Genomic DNA, 22467 nt, shown 5'->3' with positions numbered 1-22467 from the left:
ATAGGACTGTCGTGATCTTCTGTAGCTGGCGGGTTTGCGTTGGCGCTAGACCAATGACCTCTGTGCGGACAAAATGAACATTCACTGTAGCTACACAAAAGTCAGCTTTGAAGAAACGGGTAGTGTCGCGAGGCGGTGAGTTGTTCTGTCGATACAACGTGAGAGCTCCGGCACGCCCTGCGTAAGTGAAACGGTCTGGTTCCGCCAGTCGCAGTCTTCTAGTCCACTGGTCTCAAACTCTCGGTCAATCCTGGATAGTCAAAGTAGTCAGTGTGTCGGACAACCAGCCCATTTTCAAAACTCAATACCGAAACACCAGCAACTGTGTATGAAACAGAACCTTCACCCATCCCAAAATATGAAGCGGGCACAATACCTTGTGTCGCCACATTCAGGACAACCAGATCATTCGAACTAAAGCTGTTTGTTATTTCAACCTCCACTCCAGCAGGCAAGCTAGATCTCAAAAAATCTAAGAAAGTGTTCAAGTCATCTATCTTTGCCGGAAGACCAAATTCAGCGGGGGCTGATGGGTCCTCAAATGTCATATCTGGAGCGGCCAGACTTCTGACTGTTTCATGATCGCCTGCATACAGCGCTAGATAGTATTGGGACGCGAGATCAATCTGTGACCTTTCTTGTGCTCCCACAGATTGTGCAAAGATCGAAAAAATCGCGGTAGCGAGCCACTTCTTCAATAGGGTCATGCGTTATTCCTAAGCAGCCAGTGTTGTGAACAGGGTTCTGAGTCGTTTTGCTCGTGAGTATCTTGGTCTAGGCGATGATTGCAACCAGCGGGAAGTGCTCGGCGCACTAGTGCAGCTATAACGAATTTGCTTTGCGGATTGCCAAGACATAAACCAGTTGCCCTTGATATGTTTTTGTACGCGCTCAAATGAGCTGACATGCGTGCTGACAGCTTCCGCTCTGTGATCGCTACCGTCCACAGACGCCAGCAACCCCACGCGAGTTTTTGTTGATGTGTTGTCTCCCTTGCCCCATAGAGGCCCTGCGTTGGGTGTTTGTCGGGCCTCGCGCCCAGAGGGTTGGCGGTGATCGCTGTACGAAGGACCCTCGTGACCCATTCCACGAAGCGGCATTTGCAACGGATCCTATGTCACGTACACCCTCGGATGACCGCACCGCACCAGCGGCGATAGACGCAATTGGCCTGCGCCTGATCAAGCGCACAGCGCTGTTCCTGCTGGGGCCGCTATATTTCCTTTTCGTTGCGTTCGTGCCTTTGCTTTGCAGCAATCGGCGGGGCTTTCGCGGCTGGTATTGGCGACTGGTCAAACGCGCCTGCTCGCGGCTCTTGTGGCTGCTCAGCATTCGCACAGAGATGACACAGGCTGACGTGGCCACTTTGGCCGCTGACACTGACAGCATCATCGTCATCAACCACCGCAGCCATCTCGATGGATTTGCGCTGATGGACGCTTTGCCAGACGCCAAGTGGATCACCTTTGCGGCAAAGCAGGAACTCTGCAACGCGGCGTTGCTGCGCCGGGGTTTCAAAGGGGCCGGGCTGGTTGAGGTTGATCGCAAAAGTGGCAGTGTCGCTTTGGAAACATTGACCACGGCGGTTCAGGATATGCCCGCGCGCAGTTCTGTGGTGCTGTTTCCTGAGGGCACGCGCACCGGATCTGAAAGCCTTGGCGCGTTCAAGGCGGGGGCCGTTTTGGTCGCGCGAGCGACGGGCCGCTCCATCCGACCTATTGTCATTCACGACACCGGCCGCCTGTTGCCGCGCGGCAAGCACCTTCCCAAAAGTGGCACGATCCGGGTCGAGGTCTTGCCGTCTTTCGTATGCGATCTGACGGCGACTGTGGATGAGGATGTGTCGCGACTGAGAGAGGGCATGATGGCCGCTTTCGACGCTGGGGCGCAGCGCTGATTGTCCAAGAGGTATTGTGAGGACGTCAGAAGAGGCACTGCGAAGTGTCTCTCCCTGAGCGTTGCCTATGCGCGCTTAGCCTCTCTCCACACCTTTGTCAGCCGTCCACAAAAAAGCCCGCCGAAATGGCGGGCTTTCTGTGTTTCTGTGCGAAACAGCTTAATTCGGGATCTCGGCAGTGATGCCTTCAACGTAGAAGTTCATGCCTGCCAGACCGTCGTCACCATAGTCAGCGGCGGTTTCGCCTTCTGCCAGCCATGGGGTGCCGTCCTGCTTGTTCAGCGGGCCGGTGAAGGCGTGATAGGAGCCGTCTGCCAGTGCATCAACCAGTGCCAATGCTTCGGCTTTCACGTCCGCTGGAACCGCGTCAGAGATTTCACCGATGCCAACCATGCCTGCGCCGATGCCGTCCCATGTGGAGACAGACTCCCAGGTACCGTCCATGACAGCCTGGGTACGTGCGATGTAGTAAGGCGCCCAGTCATCGATGATGGAGGACACACGTGGGAATGGCGCGTATTCGCCCATGTCAGACGCCTGACCAAATGTCACAACGTTGCCAGCTGCCTGTGCTGCGGCCTGAGGTGCGGTGGAGTCGGTGTGCTGCAGGATCACGTCTGCGCCCTGTTCGATCAGCGCTTTGGCGGCGTCGGCTTCTTTGGCTGGATCAAACCAGGTGTAGGCCCAGATGATGGAGAATTCGACGTCCGGGTTCACCTTCTTGGCGTGGATATAGGCAGAGTTGATGCCGCGGATCACTTCTGGGATCGGGAAGGAGGCGATGTAACCGATTTTGTTGGTCTTGGTCATCTTGCCCGCGATGTGGCCCTGAACCGCGCGGCCTTCGTAGAAGCGTGCGGAGTAAACAGACACGTTGTCGGCCTGTTTGTAGCCGGTGGCGTGCTCAAACTTCACTTTTGGGAATTTCTTGGCGACGTTGATGGTTGGATCCATGTAGCCAAAAGAGGTGGTGAAGATCAGGTCTGCGCCTTGCAGCGCCATCTGGGTGATCACACGCTCAGCATCCGCACCTTCTGGCACGCTCTCAACGAAAGTGGTTTCCACTTTGTCGCCGAACTTCTCTTCAACCGCGAGACGGCCTTTGTTGTGCTCATAGGTCCAGCCGCCGTCGCCCACGGGGCCAACGTACACAAAGCCCACTTTGGTGGTGTCGGCCATGGCGGTGGTCGCCAGACCCAGCGCCACTGCGGCGCCTGTCAGAAGTTTGGTGAATTTCATTTTGGGTGATCCCCCTGTTGGTAGCAGTCTTTTGTCAGGTGCCTCACTGGGAGGCGTGGAAAGTGCGGCCAAGCGAGGCGGGTGCACCGCTCTTGTCAGCCGACATGATAACCAGAACGAGGATGGTTATCAGATAGGGAGACATTGCCAAGTATTCGACCGGTATGGCAATGCCTGCCGCTTGCAAATTAAGCTGTAATACGTTGATACCGCCAAAAAGATAGGCGCCCAGCAGAACGCGCCAGGGTTTCCAGCTGGCAAACACCACCAATGCGAGGGCAATCCAGCCGACACCTGCGGTCATGCCTTCGGTCCATTGCGGCACGCGGATCAGCGAAATATAGGCCCCACCGAGACCCGCGCAGGCCCCGCCGAACATGATCGCCAGAATGCGCACGCGGATCACATTGTATCCCAGCGCATGGGCCGCATCATGGCTTTCGCCCACCGCACGCAGGATCAGCCCACCGCGCGATTTTTTGAGGAACCACCAGACCGCTGCTGTGAGCGCGAGGCCCAGATACAGCACCGGGTCATGGGAGAAGAAGATCGGGCCAATCACCGGAATGTCAGAGATCACCGGAATGTTCAGCTTCTCCATCGCCGGTGGTTTGATGCCCACATAAGACTGCCCCATGAGAGCTGAGAGGCCGAGCCCAAACAGCGTCAGCGCAAGACCAGAGGCCACCTGATTGGCCAGCGCAAACTGGGTGAGGAAGGCAAAGAGCAAAGACAGCACCGCGCCGCCGACCATGGCGGCCAAGAGGCCCAGCATGGGGGAGGTGGTCTCCACTGAAATTGCAAAGCCGCAGATCGCGCCCACGATCATCATGCCTTCGACGCCGAGGTTCAGCACACCGGCTTTCTCCACAACAAGTTCGCCAATCGCGGCAAGCAACAGCGGGGTGGCCGCCACCATCAAGGAAGCGATCAGAAGGACGGGGTTGATGGCTGAGAGATCCATTATGCGACACCCTTCGTTTTCAGAACCACGCGGTAGTTGGTGAGCAGATCAAGCGCCAGCAGGAAAAACAGCAGCATCCCCTGAAACACCTGAATGGCCGCAGAAGGCAGGCCCAGATTGCCCTGCGCCAGATCGCCGCCCACATAGGTCAGCGCCATCAGCAGCGCGGCAAGCAGGATACCCACCGGGTGCAGGCGGCCGAGGAAGGCCACAATGATCGCGGTGAAGCCATAGCCAGAGGCAAAGTCGATGTTGACCTGACCGGAGGGGCCGGTGACCTCAAACATCCCCGCCATACCGGCCAGTGCGCCGGAGGTGCCGAGGCAGAACAGGATCAGGCGGGAGGGGTTCACACCGGCAAAACGTGCCGCGCGCGGGGCCTCGCCCGTCAGGCGGATGTTAAAGCCGAGGATATGTCGGTTCAGCAGCACATAGGCAAAGATCACCGCAATAAAGGCAAAGGCCATGCCCCAGTGCAGCCCAGCCGCTTCGTTGATCCAGCTGTTGGCCGCCGGATAGTCGCCAAAGTTGCGCGAGCCGGGGAAACCCATGCCTTCGGGGTTGCGCAACAGTCCCAGCGACATGGAGGCCAGAAGCTGTTCAGCCACATAAACCAGCATCAGTGATACAAGGATTTCATTGGTGCCAAAGCGCACTTTCAAAAGTGCGGGGATCATGCCCCAGGCCCAGCCCCCAAGCGCCCCAGCCAGGATCATCAGAGGGAAGAGCAGGCGGCTCTCGGTGGGATAAAACGCAAGGCCCACACCCGCGCCTACAATGGCGCCCATGATATACTGGCCTTCGGCGCCGATGTTCCAAATGCCCGCCTTAAAGCCCAGCGACAAGCCGATGGCGATCAGCACCAGCGGCGCGGCTTTCACCAAAAGCTGTGGGCGGTAGTAAAAGGCAAACTCGCCAAACACCGGATCCCAGAAAATCGTGCGGATCGCTTCCACCGGGTTTTTGCCCAGAATTGTGAACAGGATGCCACCCATGATCATGGTGATGATCACCGCAATCAGCGGTGTGGCCAGCGACAGGGCGCGCGACGGGGTGGGGCGTTTCTGAAGCGCGATCATGCGCTTGCTCCTTCTTGGTCTTTCTCGCCCACATGAGCGACTTCCATACCGTGGGCGCCGCCCATCATCAGGCCGATTTCATCAATCGTCAGCCCTGCGGCAGAGCGGATGTCTGACAGGCGGCCTTCGTTCAAAGCGCCGAAGCGGTCAGAGATTTCCATGAGTTCGTCGAGATCTTGGGAAATCACAACGATGGCGGCCCCTTCGGCAGCCAGATCCAGCAGGGATTGACGGATGGCGGCAGCAGCTGCGGCGTCCACGCCCCATGTGGGCTGGTTCACCACCAGAACCTTTGGTTTCTGAAGAACTTCGCGCCCGATCACGAACTTCTGTAGGTTGCCGCCAGACAGCGCGCGGGCGGCCACATGGTTGCCCGGTGTGCGCACATCAAAGCTCTTGATGATGCGGTTGGCAAAATCACTGGCGCTGGCCCAGTTCACAAAGCCTTTGTTTGTCAGCCCTTCGCGGATCGCCCCGGTCAGCAAAGCGTTTTCCGTCAGGCTCAGATCCGGCGCGGCGGCATGGCCCAGGCGCTCTTCTGGCGCGGCCAGAATGCCCCGCTCCCGGCGCGCATTGGGGCCAAGGTTGGCGATGTCTTCGCCGTTCACCTTAACCGCATCCGGCCATGTCAGCGCCTCACCAGACAGCGCAGCCAGCAGTTCGTCCTGCCCATTGCCCGCCACCCCGCCGATGCCGAGGATTTCGCCCGCGCGCACGGTGAAGTGGATGTTCTTGAGCGTGGTGCCAAAAGGGTTGCTTGGCTCAATCGACAGGCCAGAGACATCCAGCACCACATCACCCGCTTTTTCGGTGGTGCGGGTTGGGGTCTGCAAGGTGTCGCCCACCATCATCTCCGCCATATCCCGCGCAGAGGTCTCCGCAGGGACACATTCGCCCACGTTTTTGCCAAGACGCAGAATGGTGGCGTGGTCACACAGCGTGCGGATTTCTTCGAGCTTGTGGGAGATATAAAGGATCGAGGTGCCTTCGGCCTTCAGCTTGTTCAAGGTCTGAAACAGGATCTCCACTTCTTGCGGCGTCAGAACAGAGGTCGGCTCATCCATGATCAGCAGCTTGGGGTCTTGCAGCAGGCAGCGGATGATCTCCACGCGCTGGCGCTCCCCGGCAGACAGGTCGCCCACGGTGCGGTTGGGATCCAGCGGCAGGCCGTAAGTTTCCGACACGCGGCGGATGCGGCGGGCAAGGTCACGCATCGACGGTGGGTTTTCCATGCCAAGCGCCACATTCTCCGCAACGCTCAACGCGTCAAACAGCGAGAAATGCTGAAACACCATCGCCACACCCGAGGCACGGGCGGCTTTGGGCTCTGACGGTGCAAATGGCTGACCGTCCCATGTCATGGTGCCGCTGTCGGGCTTCACCAGACCATAGATCATTTTCACAAGGGTGGATTTGCCCGCGCCATTCTCGCCCAACAGGGCGTGCACTTCGTTGTGCCCGATGTCAAAGGAGACATCATCATTGGCCACCACGCCGGGGTAGGCCTTGGTCAGACCTTTGATGGATAGGAGCGGTGTGCTCATATGTGATCCCCTGAGTTTTCTTTGCCTATTGGATCGCGGACAGACCGCTTTTTGATGCGAACCCACCCTAGAAACCGGCCCCCCGCCTCTGCAACAGAAAGTTCCGCGCGCTGCAGCGTCAGGGCCACGCCTCAAAGGAGAGTCCTGGCGCGACGCCCCCCATATCCTTGGTTTTTAAGGGCGATGCCAGAAGATTTTCAACGAAACGACGAAAGAGTTGTAGCATATGGCGGGCAGAGAGCGCCTAAAATTTGAACGCTTTTCGGGCGCGCTTTGCGTTGATCTGCACAAAAGGGGGGCGTTCAGTGGCGAGCAGCGGTGTGCCAAGCGGGCATTTGTGCAGCACTTGGCACGTGATTTGCGCCTGTTTCAGGCGCACACACAGGGCTGGTGCGCCGGTCAGATCAGGTCAGATCAGCGCTTTGACATCCGCCGAAAGCTTGCGCGCGGTCTGGGCTAGGATGAATGTATCCATGCCCACCGCCACAAAGGTCGCCCCTAGGTCCAGATAGATTTTTGCCGCTTGTTGAGAGAAAGTGAGGATGCCTGCCGCTTTACCCGCTGCGGTGATTTTTTGGATGGCTTCGGCGATGGCTGTCTGCACCTCCGGCGCATCCGAGTTGCCCGGAAAGCCCATGTCCGCCGACAGATCTGCGGGACCAATGAAGACCCCATCAACACCGTCGACAGCCAAAATCTCATCCAGATTATTGAGCGCTGCGCGGCTCTCGGCCTGCACCAGCACACAGATTTCTTCGTTGGCGTTGCTCACATAGTCGGCAATTTCACCAAATCGGGTCACCCGCGCACCAGCGCCGCCCATGCCCCGCACGCCTTCCGGCGCATAGCGGCAGGCCCGCACCACAGCGGCCGCCTCTTCGGCGGTGTCAATCATCGGCACCAGCACGGTCTGTGCGCCCGCATCCAGCACCTGTTTCAGGATCCAGTCCTCATAAATGGGCACCCGCACCACCGGGTGGCTGTCACTGCCGTTCATCGCACGCAGCTGATCGGTGATGGAGAGCAGATCATTGGGGGCGTGCTCGCCGTCCAAAACCAACCAGTCAAAGCCAGTGGTGGACATCAGTTCCGCAGCAAGTGGGCTGCCAAAGCTCATCCAGCATCCGATCTGAGGCTGTTTTGCGGCAAGCGCTGCTTTGAAGGTATTTTTGGGCGCTGGCATGGAGGCTCCGTCTCAGTTGTTTGATTGGGCGCGAGTTGAGCAGGCAAGGCGCGCTCTGTCCAGCACCGTGCCTTAAATCGCCCTGCCAAAACGAGAAAGGCTGACCCGAAAGTCAGCCTAACCCTTGGTCCCGCCCAATGTCTTTGGGGAAACCTTAGCCCAGCAGAAGCGCTTCGTTGCCTTTCAGCGCCATACGCGCCGCAGGATAGCTGTTTGACGCTTCCAGATTTTGCAGCTCAGGGAACAGCGCGTAAATTTCGTCCCGCTGCTCTTTGCCGATGCCATCCAGCGAATATTCACCGGGTTGGAAACTCTCGCACCAGGCGCCATCTGCCAACACCACCTCGTGGTGGTCACACATGAAGTGGATGTAGTCGACACCTGCCGTGTCCACTTGGTCCACGCCGTCCAGATGGAGCAGGTGTTTTGCCGCCACCAGCACTTCACGCTCTTCAAACAGCAGTTCGGCCTGCTCAGACACCAGAAGCATCCGGTGGTTGGGCGACACCATCATGTCACGCTCAGGCTGATTGGGGCCCAATGCGCCCTGCTTGATCAGGATGGGGCGCAGCTTCGGTGCCAGCATGAGATCCAGACCAGACACATGTTTGCGCCCGCTCCAGCGGATTTCTTGCAGCCCGTTGTCCCGGGTCACAACTTTGTCGCCCGCTGTCAGACACTCCACGGCCACCTCACCCCTTGGGGTCAGAATTTTCGTGCCGGGGGTAAAGCAGACAATCACCGGAACATCAGAGATGTTTTCAATGTTACGGAAGATTGCGGTGCCGGTTTCAACGCCGTCAGCATCCAGAAAATGGATGGTGCCGTTTTCACCGTTATCCGGGTCAAAAGTGATGCGCAGCGAGCCACCGGGGTTGGCGTCTTCCGCCGCGCGGAACAGATTGATCGTGTCAAAGTCGACACCGGTTTCACTGCCGTCGATTACATCACCGGGGCTGATCAGAACAAAGGTGTCTTGATCCGCACCGCCCAGCATGGTGTCTGCGCCATCCATGCCCACCAGTGTGTCATCGCCAAACTGACCAAACAGGCTGTCGTCGCCCGCGCCCCCGATCAGCAGATCGTCTGCCTCAAAGCCGTTCGAAACGGTGACCGTATCAAAAAATACATCGCTGATCGTTGCATCGGCTGGGGCATCGTCCAAGCTGACCGTGCGGATCAACAGCCGCGCAACAGGGCCTGGAATGTCCACAATGACAGAGTTGTCAGCGTCCAGCGCGTCGCCTTGCATGCTGCCACTGGCAATCGCGGCTTCGGTTGTGCCGTCCCCGTCAATGTCCACCAGATGCAGATTGGTTGTGGCGCTTGGCGTGGCGGTGACTTCGATTGGATTGCCGTCAGCATCCCAGGCGCTCACCTTGACCACCGAACCCTCATCAATGTCATTGATGCGGAATTGGACATTTTCGACGGGAGACGAAAACTCCAGGGTTTGCTTTGTTGTGGCGTTTACGAATGCACCCGTGGTCGACTGAGCGCCGCTGTTGGCATTGGCGGTTTCGGCCCCGGTGTCGAGGCCACTCACCAGTTGGGCGTCCGTTTCATACGTGGTGCCGCTTGTGGCCTGAAGCGTTACGCTGACAGAGCCTGTGTCCTGCACCTGAGATCCAGAAATCGCTTCGCCATCAGTGGAGGCATTCAAAGCGCTCCAATTGAAACTCTCGCGGACGGTTTCCATGCCCGCTGTGGGGGCGTTGCCGGGTTTGTAGTCGCCAAAGATGACATCGTCGCCCGCACCTCCAAACACCGTGTCATTGCCGATGCCGCCGACAATTTGATCATCGCCCGCAGGGTCCGTGCTGCTGGGGTCTGTGCCGGTTTCATCAGCCAGAACCAGGTCATCACCTGCGCCAGCGAAGACCGTGTCGCTGCCGTTGCCAGCAAAGATCGTATCGTCTCCAGACCCAGCCAGAATCAGGTCGTCCCCGTCCTGCGTGCTGATCACGTTGCCGCTGTTATCGACCGTATCGCCGCCAGTGTCAGTGGTCCCAACAGAGATGGTGTCTGCGTCTTCAGTGCCGTCTACAATCCCCGGTCCGTTTGGATCAGCCATAGTACCCTCTTTCCGCCAATCGCTTTGCCGCGCGACACATCTGAGACACAGGCCGCAAAAAGCGGCTCTGCGCCGCAGCAAATGCGGTCGCAAATGGCATCGATCAGATGCGTTTCCTAGTGCGTTGGCTGCCCCTAGCCGAACTCATCCCCCAGTCGGACGTAGGCTAAATATGCGTAAATCATGCCGCTTAAGAAACAAAAACTTCGCAAATTTAACGAAAAGCGACGGTATTGTGGCGTGCCCGAAGGCGGGAGAGGGCGGTTTGAAAACAGGGGCTTGCGACTGATTGTTTCACAATTTGGGCGCAATTGTGGCGCGCGAAAGGGGAGGTGCGCGCGCAAAAGTGCCTTATTGCTGCCTTTTTTGCGAGGCGACGCTTTGCGTGTGTTGGGTTGGGTGTGCTCCGGTGTTTCCGAGTTGGAACCAATTCAGTTTTGACGGCAGTGGCCGTAGCTGTCGCCGGATTTGGGTTTCTGCTGTCATGGTCTCTGTTTCTTGAATTGAACCAAAGATGCGCGCGCACGCAGATTTTGCCGCAATCGCTGACGATGAAAACGAATCATCGTTGATGAGTCGGGTGATTCTGTTGCGGGGGTATCTCGCCTTCTGACATGACTACCGCGTGGGCAATCACAGCTTAAGTAAACACTGCCTCCGCAGCGCGCGACTTTGCATCATCAAATGACGGGAGGGCGGTGGTGCTGCTGGGGAGGATTGAACTCCCGACCTCACCCTTACCAAGGGTGCGCTCTACCACTGAGCTACAGCAGCGTTACCGTGGCGCGGCTTTTAGGCCCAAACTCTGACGGGCGCAAGGCCTATCTGGACGCTTTTTTGCACCTCATGTAAAGAAAGTTCATGGAACGCAAATCGACCCCTATAAATAAAGCCAAAAAAGCCTCAAACCGAGATGACCGTTTGAAGGCCGCATTGAAAGCCAACATGGGGCGCCGTAAGGCGCAGGCGCGTGCGCGCGCTGCTTCTACGGAGGCGTCCGAGGATATTGAGGCCACACAGAGCAAAGAGCAGGATTAAATAAAATGGATTCGATAATTGTGCGCGGTAACGGGCCGCTGACTGGGCAGATCCCGATTGCCGGGGCCAAAAATGCCTGCCTGACGCTGATGCCTGCAACGCTGTTGAGCGAAGAGCCGCTCACACTGACCAATGCACCCCGCCTGAGTGACATCAAAACCATGAGCCAGCTGCTGGGCTCTCTGGGGGCTGAAGTGACCAGCCTTCAGGATGGCAAAGTGCTGGCCATGTCCAGCCATGATATCAACAACCATGTGGCCGATTATGACATCGTGCGCAAAATGCGCGCCTCCAACCTCGTGTTGGGGCCCATGCTCGCACGTCTTGGACATGCGGTTGTGTCGCTGCCGGGGGGCTGCGCGATTGGCGCGCGCCCGATGGATTTGCACATCTTCGGCCTTGAAAAACTGGGCGCCGAGATTGAGCTGAAAGACGGTTATCTGCATGCCAGCGCACCAAAAGGTCTGAAAGGCGCGGTGATTGAGCTGTCTTTCGCCTCTGTGGGCGCAACCGAAAACATCCTGATGGCCGCAACATTGGCCAAAGGCACCACAGTGATCAAAAACGCCGCACGCGAGCCCGAGATTGTGGATTTGGCCACCTGCCTGCGTGCCATGGGCGCGCCGATTGACGGCGACGGCACCTCCGAGATCACCGTTCAGGGTGTGGACCGTCTGCATGGCGCGACTCACCCTGTGGTGACAGACCGTATTGAACTTGGCACCTTCATGCTGGCCCCGGCCTTCTGTGGTGGCGAGGTTGAGCTGCTGGGCGGGCGTCTGGATCTGGTGGAAAGCTTTGTGGCGAAACTCCATGAGGCGGGCATCGACGTTGAAGAAACCGACAAAGGTCTGAAAGTCGCGCGCAAAAATGGCCGTGTGAAAGCCGTGGATGTGACCACAGAGCCGTTCCCCGGTTTCCCAACCGACCTTCAAGCGCAGTTCATGGCGATGATGTGTACCGCCGAGGGCACATCGGTGCTCGAAGAAAAGATTTTTGAGAATCGCTTCATGCACGCCCCGGAATTGATCCGCATGGGCGCCAATATCGAAGTACACGGCGGCACAGCCACAGTGCACGGTGTTGAACGGCTGAAAGGTGCGCCAGTGATGGCCACCGATCTGCGCGCCTCTGTTTCGCTGATTCTCGCAGGTCTCGCGGCCGAAGGGGAAACCGTGGTCAGCCGCGTGTACCATCTGGATCGCGGCTATGAGCGTGTCGAGGAAAAGCTCGGCAATGTTGGGGCCCATATCGAAAGGGTAAGTGAGTGACACAGGACGCGCGGTTTGAAGATGGCGGCGATCGCCCGCTGAACCTTGGGGCGCTGGATGGGGAAGACCTTCAGGTCCTCTCCACACTGGCGCAGGATGCGGTGTTTCCGGCCACGGAAATGCAGTGGCTGCCCAAAGAGCGTCGGTTTGCCATTCTTCTGAACCGCTTCCGCTGGGAAGATCAGACCTCTGCCGAGGCGCGCGGCCGCACGGTTGAGCGGGTGCAATCTGTGCTGCTGTTTGAAAACGTGCTCTCTGTGGCCTCTCAGGGCGTGACACGCAGCGATGAGGAGACGATTCTCTCGCTGCTGTCTGTCGGTTTTGAGGCGGGCGAGGATGCAGACGGTCTGGTGACGCTCACGCTTGCCGGGGACGGTGCGATTCGTCTGAAGGTCGAGGCCCTTGAGGCAACGCTCAAGGATGTGACCCGCCCCTATCTGGCGGTGTCCAAATCCACGCCGAGCCACCCGGAATGATCCGCCCCCTCACGCCGGAGGATCTGGAAGCCTACAAAGCGCTCTGGATCCACGGGCTGACCACCGAACCAGAGGCCTTTCTGTTGACCGCAGCAGAAGCCGCAGGCGCGCTTGACAGCAGCTTGATTGCCAAGCTCGCCTCTGGCGCGGTGATTGGAGCCTTCGAAGGCACGGCGCTGGTCGGCTTTGTCGCCATGCATCAGGGTGGCCCAGAGCGGCTGCACCATATGGCGGATATTGGCCCACTTTATATCCACCCGTCTGCGCGCCGGCGCGGGTTGGGTCGTGACCTAATGTGCGCAGTCATTGACGCCGCCAAAACACGCGGCTTTTTGCAGCTGGAGCTTTGTGTCGATGCCACCAACACCGGTGCGCGCGCGCTTTATGAAGCGCAGGGATTTGCGCAATTTGGCCTGCGTCCGCGCTCTGTCATCGTAAATGGCGTGCCGCGCGATGATGTCTTGATGCTCAAACCACTGGACTGAACGTCGCGCAACGTCGCTCACGGCTTGAGACCCCCTGCGCCCCCCGTTAAGACTTCGCGCAAAGGAGAGACCCATGCCGCAGTTTCTAAACAGCTCTGATGCAGATTTCGAAACCCGCTTTGCGGCGCTACTGAGCGCCAAACGCGAAGACAGCCCGGATGTGGATGCGGTGGTGGCCGACATCATCGCAGATGTGCGCCATCGCGGCGATGCAGCAGTGATCGAGCTGACGGCGAAGTTTGACCGTTTGGAGCTGACCCCAGAAACCCTGCGCTTCTCCGAGGCCGAAATCGAAGACTACTGTGCGCAGGTGAATGACGCAGATCGCGCCGCGCTGGAACTCGCAGCCGAGCGCATCCGCGCCTACCACGCCCGCCAGATGCCAGAGGATGCCAGCTGGACCGACGAAAGCGGCGCGACGCTCGGCTGGCGCTGGACGCCTGTGTCCGCTGCAGGGCTCTATGTGCCCGGCGGTCTCGCGAGCTATCCATCTTCGGTGCTGATGAACGCAATCCCTGCCAAGGTTGCGGGTGTTGAACGCCTCGCCATTGTGGTGCCAACCCCGGACGGTGTGGCCAATCCGCTGGTGCTTTTGGCGGCGAAACTCGCAGGCGTCGATGAAATTTACCGCATCGGCGGGGCGCAGGCCGTGGCAGCGCTGGCTTACGGCACCGATACCATCGCGCCGGTCGATAAAATCACCGGGCCGGGCAACGCTTTTGTCGCTGCCGCCAAACGCCGGGTGTTTGGCAAGGTTGGCATCGACATGATCGCAGGCCCCAGCGAAATTCTTGTGATTGCGGACAAAGACAACAACCCTGACTGGATCGCACTTGATCTGTTGAGCCAGGCTGAGCACGACGAAAGCGCCCAGTCGATCCTGATCACCGACGACGCGGATTTTGGCGCTGCCGTGGCTGCAGCGGTGGACAAACGGCTCGAAACCCTTGAGCGGCGTGAAATCGCCGGGGCCAGCTGGCGCGATTTTGGCGCCGTGGTGACCGTGCCGGATCTCGCAACCGCCGCCGCACTCTCCAACCGCATCGCACCAGAGCACTTGGAGCTTTGTGTCGCCGACCCGGATGCGCTCGCAGAGGATATCACCCACGCAGGTGCGATTTTCCTTGGACAGTATACGCCAGAGGCGATCGGCGACTATGTCGGCGGCCCCAACCACGTGCTGCCCACGGCGCGCTCCGCCCGGTTCAGCTCGGGCTTGTCGGTGATGGATTTCATCAAGCGCACCACGCTGTCTAAAATGACCCCGGCCGCGCTGAAGGCGATTGGCCCGGCCGCCGAAACACTGGCGATTTCCGAAAGCCTTGAGGCCCACGGCCTCAGCGTGCGCGCGCGCCTTGATGCGCTCAATGATGGCAGCTAACGCTTTCTGCGCCCGCCCGGTGTTTTGGAGTGAAACCCCGGCGGGCGTTTGGCCACCCAGCGGATGAATTTTGCCAGTCGGGGGTGGCCTTGTAGCGCCTCAATTGTGTGAAACGCCTGCGCCAGCTCTGTTTCCGTAAGCGTGGCGTGGATCTCATTGTGACAGATCTGATGTAACAGCACAGTCTCCCCACCTTTGCCTCCGCGCAGACGGGGAATCAGATGGTGTTTGCTTTGCCGTGCCTCGGCTGGGATCGGGCGGCCACATAGGGGGCAGATCGGGTCAGTCTGGCTTTCTGAGGGGGCCACGGTCACAAACAGGCGCTTTTTGATTGAGTTGCAGGGTGAAGGCAGGCAAGAGCATATCCCAAGTTTCCCTGCACAGAACAAAGATGATGTCGCGCGCTTTCTTCTTCAACCACTGTTTGGCCCTATGATGGATGCCTTGGTCATAGGCGCGGGCCCGGCCGGGTTGATGGCTGCGGATGTGCTCTCAGCAGAAGGGCATAAGGTTTTTGTCTGTGAGGCCAAACCCTCTGTGGCGCGCAAGTTTCTGATGGCGGGGAAGTCCGGCCTCAACCTCACCAAAAACGAAGCCTTTGCGCCGTTTCTGGCGCACTTTGCTGAGGCCGCCCCGCATCTGCGCCCAATGCTTGTGGAATTTGGTCCGCAGGAAGCGATCGCCTGGGCTGAGTCCTTGGGGCAGGAAATGTTCACCGGCTCCTCAGGCCGAGTGTTTCCCAAAGTCATGAAAGCCTCGCCGCTATTGCGCAACTGGCTCAGCCGCCTTGCCGCGCAAGACGTGGAGATTCGCACGCGCTGGCGTTGGACAGGCGGGGCTTATGAGTTTGATACGCCTGAGGGCCGCGAGACCCTGAAACCACGCGTCTGTGTGCTGGCCTGTGGCGGCGCAAGCTGGGCGCGGCTTGGGGCAGATGGCGCATGGGCCAACTGGCTCGATGCCCCCAAAGCGCCGTTTCAGCCCGCCAATATGGGATTTGTGGTGGAGTGGTCTGCCCATATGGCCCGCCATTTCGGCACGCCGGTCAAAAATGTGACCCTCTGCGCCGGTGATCAGAGGATTCGCGCGGAGTTTGTGATTTCTGAGCGCGGCCTTGAAGGCGGCGGCATCTACGCCATCTCCCGCGCCCTGCGCGAGGGGGCAGCTCTGACGCTAGATCTATTGCCGGATCTTTCCTTGGAGGAGATCCGCAGCCGCCTTGCCAAACCGCGTGGCAAGGCCAGCCGTGCCAATCATCTGCGCAAGTCCCTGAAACTCAGCCCGGAAAAACAGGCGCTGTTGATGGAGTTTGGCCAGCCTTTGCCCGATGATCTCGCACCGCTGCTTAAGACCTTGCCAGTCACTCATTCCGGCCCGCGCCCCATGGATGAGGCGATCAGCACCGCAGGCGGGCTAACCTTTGCGGGGCTCTCAACAGAGCTGATGCTAAACTCCCAGCCCGGTGTGTTCGCCGCTGGCGAAATGCTAGACTGGGAAGCGCCAACGGGGGGCTATCTGCTCACCGCCTGCCTCGCCACGGGCCGCTGGGCCGGGCAGGGTGCCGCGCGCTGGCTTTCTGAGCATTGAGTTTGGCCCCTCAGCCTTTCTTTGGCACCAGCCGCCGAAACGCGTCTCTCGCCCGTGTGTGTTTGATGTAGGGCACCAAATCTGTGTTTTCGGTGTCAAACCCTGCGAACTTGGCCCAGGTCGCGCAATGTGTCAGCAGGATATCGGGGATCGTGAAGTCTTCGCCCATCAGGTAGGGGCCTTTGCGCCGCGCCATCACATTGTGAATGCCGCGGTTGTATTCCCAGTTCAGCGTGTCTTTGAGGCCCGGCACCCGGCGCTCTTTGGGCAGGATAAAACTGTGTCGGCTCGCCGTCCAAAGAGCGGCCTCCACTTCATCCAGAATTTGTTGCGTCACGCTGTCTTGCTGCGCCCGCGCAATCGTGCCTGTCGGGGCAGTCAACGCCTCGTGTTTGTCCGCCAGATAAGTCAGTATTGCCGTACTGTCGGTGATCTTGTGATCGCCCTCAATCAGGATCGGCACCTTGCCTGTCGGATTGTGCTGACGCACGATCTCACTTTGCGGCTGTTCTGGCTGCAATCTGTAGGGCTGGCCCAGTTCCTCCAGCATCCAAAGCACGCGAATCGCGCGGCTTGTGGGGCTTCCGATCACGTCATACATGGCTGCACTCCCTCTCCATGACAAAAGGCTGCCCGCCTGAGCGCAGGCAATCAAGCGCAGCTTGGCCAAATTGACGCGCCGTCGCGCCCGTCAGCGTCGCGCCAGCATCGCGAGGCGCAAAAACAGCCGCTCCACCAGCGCCATCTCCGGCGCACGCTGCCCGGCAGAGCGCAGTTGCAGGTCGGTGTCCGTCAACCCTGTCAAAGCCTGCTCGAGTTTTGCCGCCCCCCAGCCAGAGGCCTGACGCACCATGCGGTCTCGGCGCGGGCCAAAGATCGGTGGGCGCATGCGGGCAATCCCGGCAGAGGCGCCGCCGGGGTCCGCCGCCGCGCTGTAAAGCGCGCGAAAATGCCGGGTTGCGGAGATGATCAGAAAAACAGGGTTCACCCCCTGCGCCTCTAGCTTACGCAACACAGGGCCAAGCTCTTGGGCGCGCCCCTCTGCCACGATGTTGAGCACATCATCGAGCGCCGCCTCAGTCGAAACAGGTGCGCAGGCCATCACGTCTTCTGAAGTGACCGCGGTGTCATCTTTGAATTTATAAAGCGCGAGCTTTTCACAGGTCTGGCGAAAATCGCCCGGATCCAGCTCCTTGGCGAGGTTGGCCAGATCGGTCATCGCCGCGCCCTGAATGTCGCGCAGCCCGGCGGCCTTCAGATCGGCTTCAATCTCCTCGCGGCTTGGCGGATCATTATAGATCCCCACCGCATAGGCATTGTTGTGCCCTTCAAACGCTTTGCGGATTTTGGAACTGGCCTTGAGCTGCCCGGCGGTCACAACAATCTGTGCATCGCCCGGCGCCCAGTCTTCCAACGCGGACAGGATGGCGGGAGCGGTGGCATCGGTGGCCTCTTCCACAAACGCCACGCGCGGGCCGGGAAAGAAGCTCACTTCCTTGATGGCATCATTCAGCCGCGCCTTGTCCTTGCGCAGCTCTGCGCCGGGAATGCGGGTCAGGCGCATTTCCTCTTCGCCCTGCGGGCCAATGAGGGCAGCAATCAATTCCTGACGTTTCAAGGCCACGCGCATGGCATCGGGTCCAAAAATCAACATCCCGGTGCGATCCTGCTCCGGGTTGCCAAAATACCGATTGGCCTCGCGCGCGGTCAGTTTCATGTGGCTGCGGCCGCCTCAAACGCCTGCAGCTCTGCCACAATACGATCTGCAAGAATCACGCTCAGGCGCTCATAGGCATCATTGCGCGCAGCAAGTTCCGAAACAGTGGTGCCGCTCGCGGAATAGCTCACAAAAGAGGACACCTTGCCAGAGGTGCGCACCTCTTTGCTGTCGATCCCGCGCAACGCATAGGTGGCTGATCCGATCACATCAAAGCGATCGGTTTCCTGCGCCACGGTGCGTCCCACCGCGCGCTCAGACAAATCCAGCGCCAGCGAGAGCCCGTATTCGGCGTTCACTCCGGGCTGGCCCAGCCGGTCTTCCAGCTCGCGCACCAACAGAAAGCTTTCGCTGGCTTTGGGTTCATCCACCAACACATTGTTGAGCAGGTTCCGCCCGCCGCCCCCCGGCCCATAGACAGGGGTGAAGCCACAGCCGCCCAAGGGAACACCAAGGGCGGCAGCTGACAGAAGAAAAGAGCGGCGATTAAACGACGACATTCACAATCCGACCGGGGACAACGATGAGTTTCTTGGGCTGGGCCCCATCCAGCGCACGCTCCACAGCTTCGTGGGCCAGCACCAGTTTTTCAACCTCTTCTTTTGCCAAGTCTTTGGCCACGGTGATTTCGCCACGACGTTTGCCGTTGATCTGGATCGGCAGCGTTACGTTTGCCTCAACCAGCATGGCTTCATCCGCCACAGGCCAGGCCGCATCGACAACCATGCCTTCGCCGCCCAGCATCTGCCAGATGTCTTCTGACAGGTGCGGTGTCATCGGCGACATCAGCTGTGCCAGCGCTTTGGTGGCTTCGCGTTTGGCATCGCCGCCCGCTTTGGATTTCGCCAGCGTGTTGGTGAATGCATAGAGTTTCGCGATGGAGGCGTTAAAGCCAAAGCTTTCCACACCCAATGTCACATCACGGATTGCCTTGTGCATCTCGCGCAGCAGGGTCTCATCATCCTTGCCCGCGCCCGCAGGCATCTCTGCCACTTCGCTCGCAATACGGTGCACACGGCTCAGGTGCTTATAGGCCGCTTCCGCGCCGGAGGCGGTCCATTCCACATCGCGCTCGGGCGGGCTGTCTGACAGCACAAACCAGCGCGCTGTGTCCGCGCCGAACGAGGTGATGATGTCCACCGGATCCACCACGTTGTTTTTGGACTTGGACATTTTGGCAGAGGGGATAACCTCCACCGCTTCGCCGGTCTCTTTTACAAATGTGCCGCCGTCGCGCTCTTCCACTTCTGCAGGGTAGTGGTAGATCGCGCGACCATTGTCATCGGTGCGCACGGCGTTCTTGTAGATCGCGTGGGTCACCATGCCTTGGGTGAACAGCGCATCAAACGGCTCTTTGGCGCTTTCGGGCAGGTGGCCACAAATGTGCATCGCCCGCGCAAAGAAGCGCGAATAGAGCAGGTGCAAGATCGCGTGCTCAATGCCGCCGATATACTGATCGACGTTCATCCAATAGGCAGCATCCTCCATGGAGGTCGGTGTGTCCGCCTGTGGTGCGGTGAAACGCGCAAAATACCAGGAGCTGTCCACAAAGGTGTCCATCGTGTCTGTTTCACGCTGCGCAGGTGCGCCACAGTTCGGGCAGGCACAGTTGCGCCAGCTTGGGTGACGGTCGAGAGGGTTGCCAGGCACGGAGAAATCAATCGCCTTGCCGTCCTCATCATAAGGCAACGCAATCGGCAGGTTCTCTTTCTTCTCCGGCACCACGCCACAGCTTTCGCAATGCACAACCGGGATCGGGCAGCCCCAATAGCGCTGACGGGACAGCCCCCAGTCGCGCAGACGGAAGTTGGTCACGCCTTTGCCCCAACCCGCGTTTTCAACAAAGTCGATGGTTGCGTCGATCGCTTCTTGACCTGTGGCCTCATCCAATCCGGCGAAGTGATTGACCCACTTCACCTTTTCTTCTTTGGGCGGCACAAAAGCGGTGTTCTCCACCGGGGTTTCATTGCCAATCGCAAAGAATGTGTCCGTGACCGGCAGGTCGTACTTGCGGCAGAAATCCAAATCGCGCTGGTCATGCGCCGGGCAGGCAAAAATCGCGCCGGTGCCGTAATCCATCAGAATGAAGTTCGCGATCCAGACCGGCAGCTCCCAATCCGGGTTCAGCGGGTGTTTCACCTTGATGCCAGTGTCAAAACCAAGCTTCTCGCCGGTTTCAATCGCCTCCTCCGTGGTGCCGCCTTTGCGGCACTCAGCGACAAAGGCTGCAACGTCTGGATTGCTGGCCTCAAGCTCTTTGGCAATCGGGTGATCCGGGGAAATGCCGACAAAAGACGCGCCCATCAGCGTGTCGGGGCGGGTGGTGTATACGGTGATCGCCTCACCACCATCCACACGCTCAAAGCCGAATTCCAGACCACGCGATTTGCCGATCCAGTTCTCCTGCATCAGACGCACTTTCGCAGGCCAGTTCTCCAGCCCGTCGAGCGCGGTCAGCAGCTCATCGGAATAGTCGGAAATCTTGAAGAACCACTGGGTCAGCTCGCGCCGCTCCACCAGCGCACCAGAGCGCCAGCCACGGCCATTTTCCACCTGTTCATTGGCCAGAACGGTCATATCAACCGGGTCCCAGTTCACCACAGCGTTCTTGCGGTAGACGAGACCTTTCTCAAGGAAATCAAGGAACAACGCCTGTTGCTGGCCGTAGTAATCTTCATCACAGGTGGCAAACATGCGCGACCAGTCCAGCGACAGACCCAGCGGCTTCATCTGCTCCACCATCGTGTCGATGTTGGAATAGGTCCAGTCCTTGGGGTGGCCACCGCTTGCCATTGCGGCGTTTTCCGCAGGCATGCCAAAGGCGTCAAAGCCCATCGGGTGCAAGACATTGTGCCCGGTGGAGATTTTGTAGCGCGCGATCACATCCCCCATGGTGTAGTTGCGCACATGCCCCATATGCAGCTTACCTGACGGGTAGGGGAACATCTCAAGCACGTAATACTTGGGCTTGCTTTCATCCCGAACGGCTTTGAAAGTCTCGGTCTTGGCCCAGGCTTCCTGCCAGCGGGCTTCAATCTCGGCGGGGCTGTAGCGCGACATAGGGTGTCACCTTTTTGTTTCTGGTCTCTGCCACCAAAGGGGGGCGCGGGTTTTGGATGGTGATAGGCCGCTCTGCGCGCTTGGTCCAGCAAGAAGCGGTGCAATTTGACCTATGCACCCGCTTACCAGCGCCAATTTCTGCGCTATACAGATCAAAACAGAGCATTTTGACAGGTACACGCGTTTGAAAATCCTATTTATTCATCAGAATTTCCCCGGACAGTTTAAACACCTTGCCCCCGAACTGGCCGCGCGCGGGCACGATGTGCGCTGCATCACCCTGCGCGTGAACGAAGAGGGAAGCTGGAAAGGTGTCAAACTCTACCCCTACAAGATCGGGCGCAAACCGGCGCAAGGTCTGCACCCGTGGCTTGTGGATTTTGAAACCAAAGTGCTGCGCGCAGAGGCCTGTTTTGCCGCAGCGCGTCGGTTGCGCGATCAAGAGGGGTACACCCCCGACGTGATCGTCGCGCACCCCGGCTGGGGAGAGCCGATGTTTCTGCGTGATTTGTGGCCGACCGCGCGCATTGGACTTTACAGCGAACTTTACTATGCGCTCAGCGAAACAGACACGGATTTCGACCCGGAATTCCCCAAGGCCAATATGGAGACAGACTCCATTCGCCTGCGCTTGAAAAATCTCAACAACATGATGCACCGTCAGGCCGTGGATCTCTGTATCAGTCCCACCCGCTATCAGGCGTCGACCTTCCCACCGGAATATCAGGACATCATCAGCGTGATTCACGATGGCATCGACACTGATGTCGTGCGCCCCAACCCAGAGGCACAGTTATCCTTGCCGGATGGCAGTGTGTTGACCTGTGAGGATGAGGTCATCACCTTCGTGAACCGCAATCTGGAGCCTTATCGCGGCTATCACGTCTTCATGCGGGCCTTACCTGAGTTGCTAAAGCGGCGCCCCAATGCGCAGGTGTTGATCGTGGGCGGTGACAGCGTCAGCTATGGATCCGCAGCGCCCAAAGGTCAGACATGGAAGCAGATCTTCATTGATGAGGTGCGCGGCCAGATTCCGACACCCAACTGGGAACGTGTACATTTTTTAGGAAAAGTGCCGTACGATCAGTTTCTTGCGATGCTGCAACTCAGCCGGGCGCATGTCTATCTGACCTACCCATTTGTGCTCAGCTGGTCGCTGCTGGAGGCCATGGCGATTGGCGCACCCATTGTGGCCAGTGACACGTCGCCGGTGGCCGAGGTGATCAAGCACGGCGAAACAGGGCGTTTGTTCCCCTTCTTTGAAGGCGCACAGATGGTTGAGGAAATTTGCGCCGTGCTTGAGGATCCGGATCTGCGGGCCGGCATGGCTGCGGCCTCTCGGGCCTTTGCGGTCAAACATTATGATCTGCAAGCCCGCTGCCTACCCCAGCAACTCGCCTGGATAGATCGGCTCTTTGAGATGCAGCCCGGCGCCTTGCGCAGCTGACACAAAAAAAGCCGCAGAGCTGTCT

The 22467-nt window shown here is 59.0% G+C and carries 20 protein-coding genes and 1 tRNA gene; 8 read left to right on the top strand and 13 right to left on the bottom strand.

The genetic code is table 11. From position 1 onward, the window contains the following. Window positions 1-218: 218 nt before the first annotated feature. The gene (locus PJL69_RS07375; RefSeq protein WP_271309086.1) at window positions 219-707 is read right to left on the bottom strand and encodes a nuclear transport factor 2 family protein; all 489 of its coding nucleotides are present in this window, start codon (window positions 705-707) and stop codon (window positions 219-221) included. Between the two features lie 407 nt (window positions 708-1114). On the opposite strand from PJL69_RS07375, the gene PJL69_RS07370 reads away from it, so the two are divergent. After that, window positions 1115-1897, top strand: coding sequence for a lysophospholipid acyltransferase family protein (locus PJL69_RS07370; RefSeq protein WP_271309085.1), 783 nt, complete (start codon window positions 1115-1117; stop codon window positions 1895-1897). A gap of 159 nt (window positions 1898-2056) precedes the next feature. Here the strand turns inward: PJL69_RS07370 and PJL69_RS07365 are convergent, their stop codons facing one another. The 7 genes from PJL69_RS07365 to PJL69_RS07335 form a co-directional block, all read right to left on the bottom strand. Then, a complete protein-coding gene (locus PJL69_RS07365) occupies window positions 2057-3136 on the bottom strand; it encodes a BMP family ABC transporter substrate-binding protein (RefSeq protein WP_209096878.1) in 1080 nt (359 codons plus the stop codon). 43 nt (window positions 3137-3179) lie between these two features. Continuing rightward, window positions 3180-4100, bottom strand: coding sequence for an ABC transporter permease (locus tag PJL69_RS07360; RefSeq protein ID WP_209096876.1), 921 nt, complete (start codon window positions 4098-4100; stop codon window positions 3180-3182). Further along, window positions 4100-5179 (bottom strand): ABC transporter permease, encoded by a 1080-nt coding sequence (locus PJL69_RS07355; RefSeq protein WP_271309084.1) that lies wholly within the window; start codon window positions 5177-5179, stop codon window positions 4100-4102. The genes PJL69_RS07360 and PJL69_RS07355 overlap by 1 nt, the downstream gene beginning before the upstream one ends. Beyond that, window positions 5176-6723 (bottom strand): ABC transporter ATP-binding protein, encoded by a 1548-nt coding sequence (locus PJL69_RS07350; protein WP_271309083.1) that lies wholly within the window; start codon window positions 6721-6723, stop codon window positions 5176-5178. Before PJL69_RS07350 ends, PJL69_RS07355 begins: the two co-directional genes overlap by 4 nt. A 409-nt stretch (window positions 6724-7132) precedes the next feature. Beyond that, window positions 7133-7906, bottom strand: a complete 774-nt coding sequence (locus PJL69_RS07345; protein WP_271309082.1) for an HpcH/HpaI aldolase family protein — start codon at window positions 7904-7906, stop codon at window positions 7133-7135. A gap of 154 nt (window positions 7907-8060) precedes the next feature. Beyond that, on the bottom strand, window positions 8061-9980 hold the full coding sequence (locus tag PJL69_RS07340; RefSeq protein WP_271309081.1) for a Hint domain-containing protein: 1920 nt from the start codon (window positions 9978-9980) through the stop codon (window positions 8061-8063). A 699-nt stretch (window positions 9981-10679) separates the two neighbouring features. Then, window positions 10680-10754: transfer RNA gene (locus tag PJL69_RS07335), tRNA-Thr, on the bottom strand. An 87-nt stretch (window positions 10755-10841) separates the two neighbouring features. Here PJL69_RS07335 and PJL69_RS07330 point away from each other — a divergent pair. The 5 genes from PJL69_RS07330 to hisD all read left to right on the top strand — a co-directional run bounded on the left by PJL69_RS07330 (window position 10842) and on the right by hisD (window position 14631). Then, window positions 10842-11018, top strand: a complete 177-nt coding sequence (locus PJL69_RS07330; protein ID WP_209096866.1) for a hypothetical protein — start codon at window positions 10842-10844, stop codon at window positions 11016-11018. A gap of 5 nt (window positions 11019-11023) precedes the next feature. Further along, on the top strand, window positions 11024-12289 hold the full coding sequence (gene murA, locus PJL69_RS07325) for a UDP-N-acetylglucosamine 1-carboxyvinyltransferase (protein ID WP_271309080.1): 1266 nt from the start codon (window positions 11024-11026) through the stop codon (window positions 12287-12289). Continuing rightward, the gene (locus PJL69_RS07320; RefSeq protein WP_271309079.1) at window positions 12286-12765 is read left to right on the top strand and encodes a DUF2948 family protein; all 480 of its coding nucleotides are present in this window, start codon (window positions 12286-12288) and stop codon (window positions 12763-12765) included. The genes murA and PJL69_RS07320 overlap by 4 nt, the downstream gene beginning before the upstream one ends. Then, the gene (locus tag PJL69_RS07315; protein ID WP_271309078.1) at window positions 12762-13250 is read left to right on the top strand and encodes a GNAT family N-acetyltransferase; all 489 of its coding nucleotides are present in this window, start codon (window positions 12762-12764) and stop codon (window positions 13248-13250) included. The genes PJL69_RS07320 and PJL69_RS07315 overlap by 4 nt, the downstream gene beginning before the upstream one ends. A 73-nt stretch (window positions 13251-13323) precedes the next feature. Beyond that, entirely contained in the window at window positions 13324-14631 is a 1308-nt protein-coding gene (gene hisD, locus PJL69_RS07310; RefSeq protein WP_271309077.1) for a histidinol dehydrogenase, read from the top strand. Here hisD and PJL69_RS07305 read toward each other — a convergent pair. After that, window positions 14628-14945 carry an HNH endonuclease gene (locus tag PJL69_RS07305; protein WP_441347459.1) on the bottom strand — a complete coding sequence of 106 codons (318 nt, stop codon included), beginning with the start codon at window positions 14943-14945 and terminating at the stop codon, window positions 14628-14630. The genes hisD and PJL69_RS07305 overlap by 4 nt on opposite strands. Window positions 14946-15066: 121 nt before the next feature. Between PJL69_RS07305 and PJL69_RS07300 the strand changes: the two genes are divergently transcribed. Beyond that, window positions 15067-16218 (top strand): TIGR03862 family flavoprotein, encoded by a 1152-nt coding sequence (locus tag PJL69_RS07300; RefSeq protein ID WP_271309402.1) that lies wholly within the window; start codon window positions 15067-15069, stop codon window positions 16216-16218. Between the two features lie 10 nt (window positions 16219-16228). Here the strand turns inward: PJL69_RS07300 and PJL69_RS07295 are convergent, their stop codons facing one another. From PJL69_RS07295 to leuS, 4 genes are all read right to left on the bottom strand, one after another. Continuing rightward, window positions 16229-16819, bottom strand: a complete 591-nt coding sequence (locus tag PJL69_RS07295; protein ID WP_271309076.1) for a glutathione S-transferase family protein — start codon at window positions 16817-16819, stop codon at window positions 16229-16231. Window positions 16820-16909: 90 nt separating this feature from the next. Beyond that, entirely contained in the window at window positions 16910-17935 is a 1026-nt protein-coding gene (gene holA / locus PJL69_RS07290) for a DNA polymerase III subunit delta (protein WP_271309075.1), read from the bottom strand. Next, window positions 17932-18435, bottom strand: coding sequence for an LPS assembly lipoprotein LptE (gene lptE, locus PJL69_RS07285; RefSeq protein WP_247743340.1), 504 nt, complete (start codon window positions 18433-18435; stop codon window positions 17932-17934). The genes holA and lptE overlap by 4 nt, the downstream gene beginning before the upstream one ends. Then, window positions 18422-20995, bottom strand: coding sequence for a leucine--tRNA ligase (leuS, locus tag PJL69_RS07280; RefSeq protein ID WP_271309074.1), 2574 nt, complete (start codon window positions 20993-20995; stop codon window positions 18422-18424). The genes lptE and leuS overlap by 14 nt, the downstream gene beginning before the upstream one ends. 184 nt (window positions 20996-21179) lie before the next feature. On the opposite strand from leuS, the gene PJL69_RS07275 reads away from it, so the two are divergent. Then, entirely contained in the window at window positions 21180-22442 is a 1263-nt protein-coding gene (locus PJL69_RS07275) for a glycosyltransferase family 4 protein (RefSeq protein ID WP_271309073.1), read from the top strand. Window positions 22443-22467: the final 25 nt, after the last annotated feature.

Source organism: Shimia sp. MMG029, from assembly GCF_027947445.1.
Classification (GTDB): Bacteria; Pseudomonadota; Alphaproteobacteria; order Rhodobacterales; family Rhodobacteraceae; genus Shimia.
The sequence above is the reverse complement of the archived record's forward strand: the minus strand, read 5'-3'. Positions and strand labels throughout refer to the sequence as shown.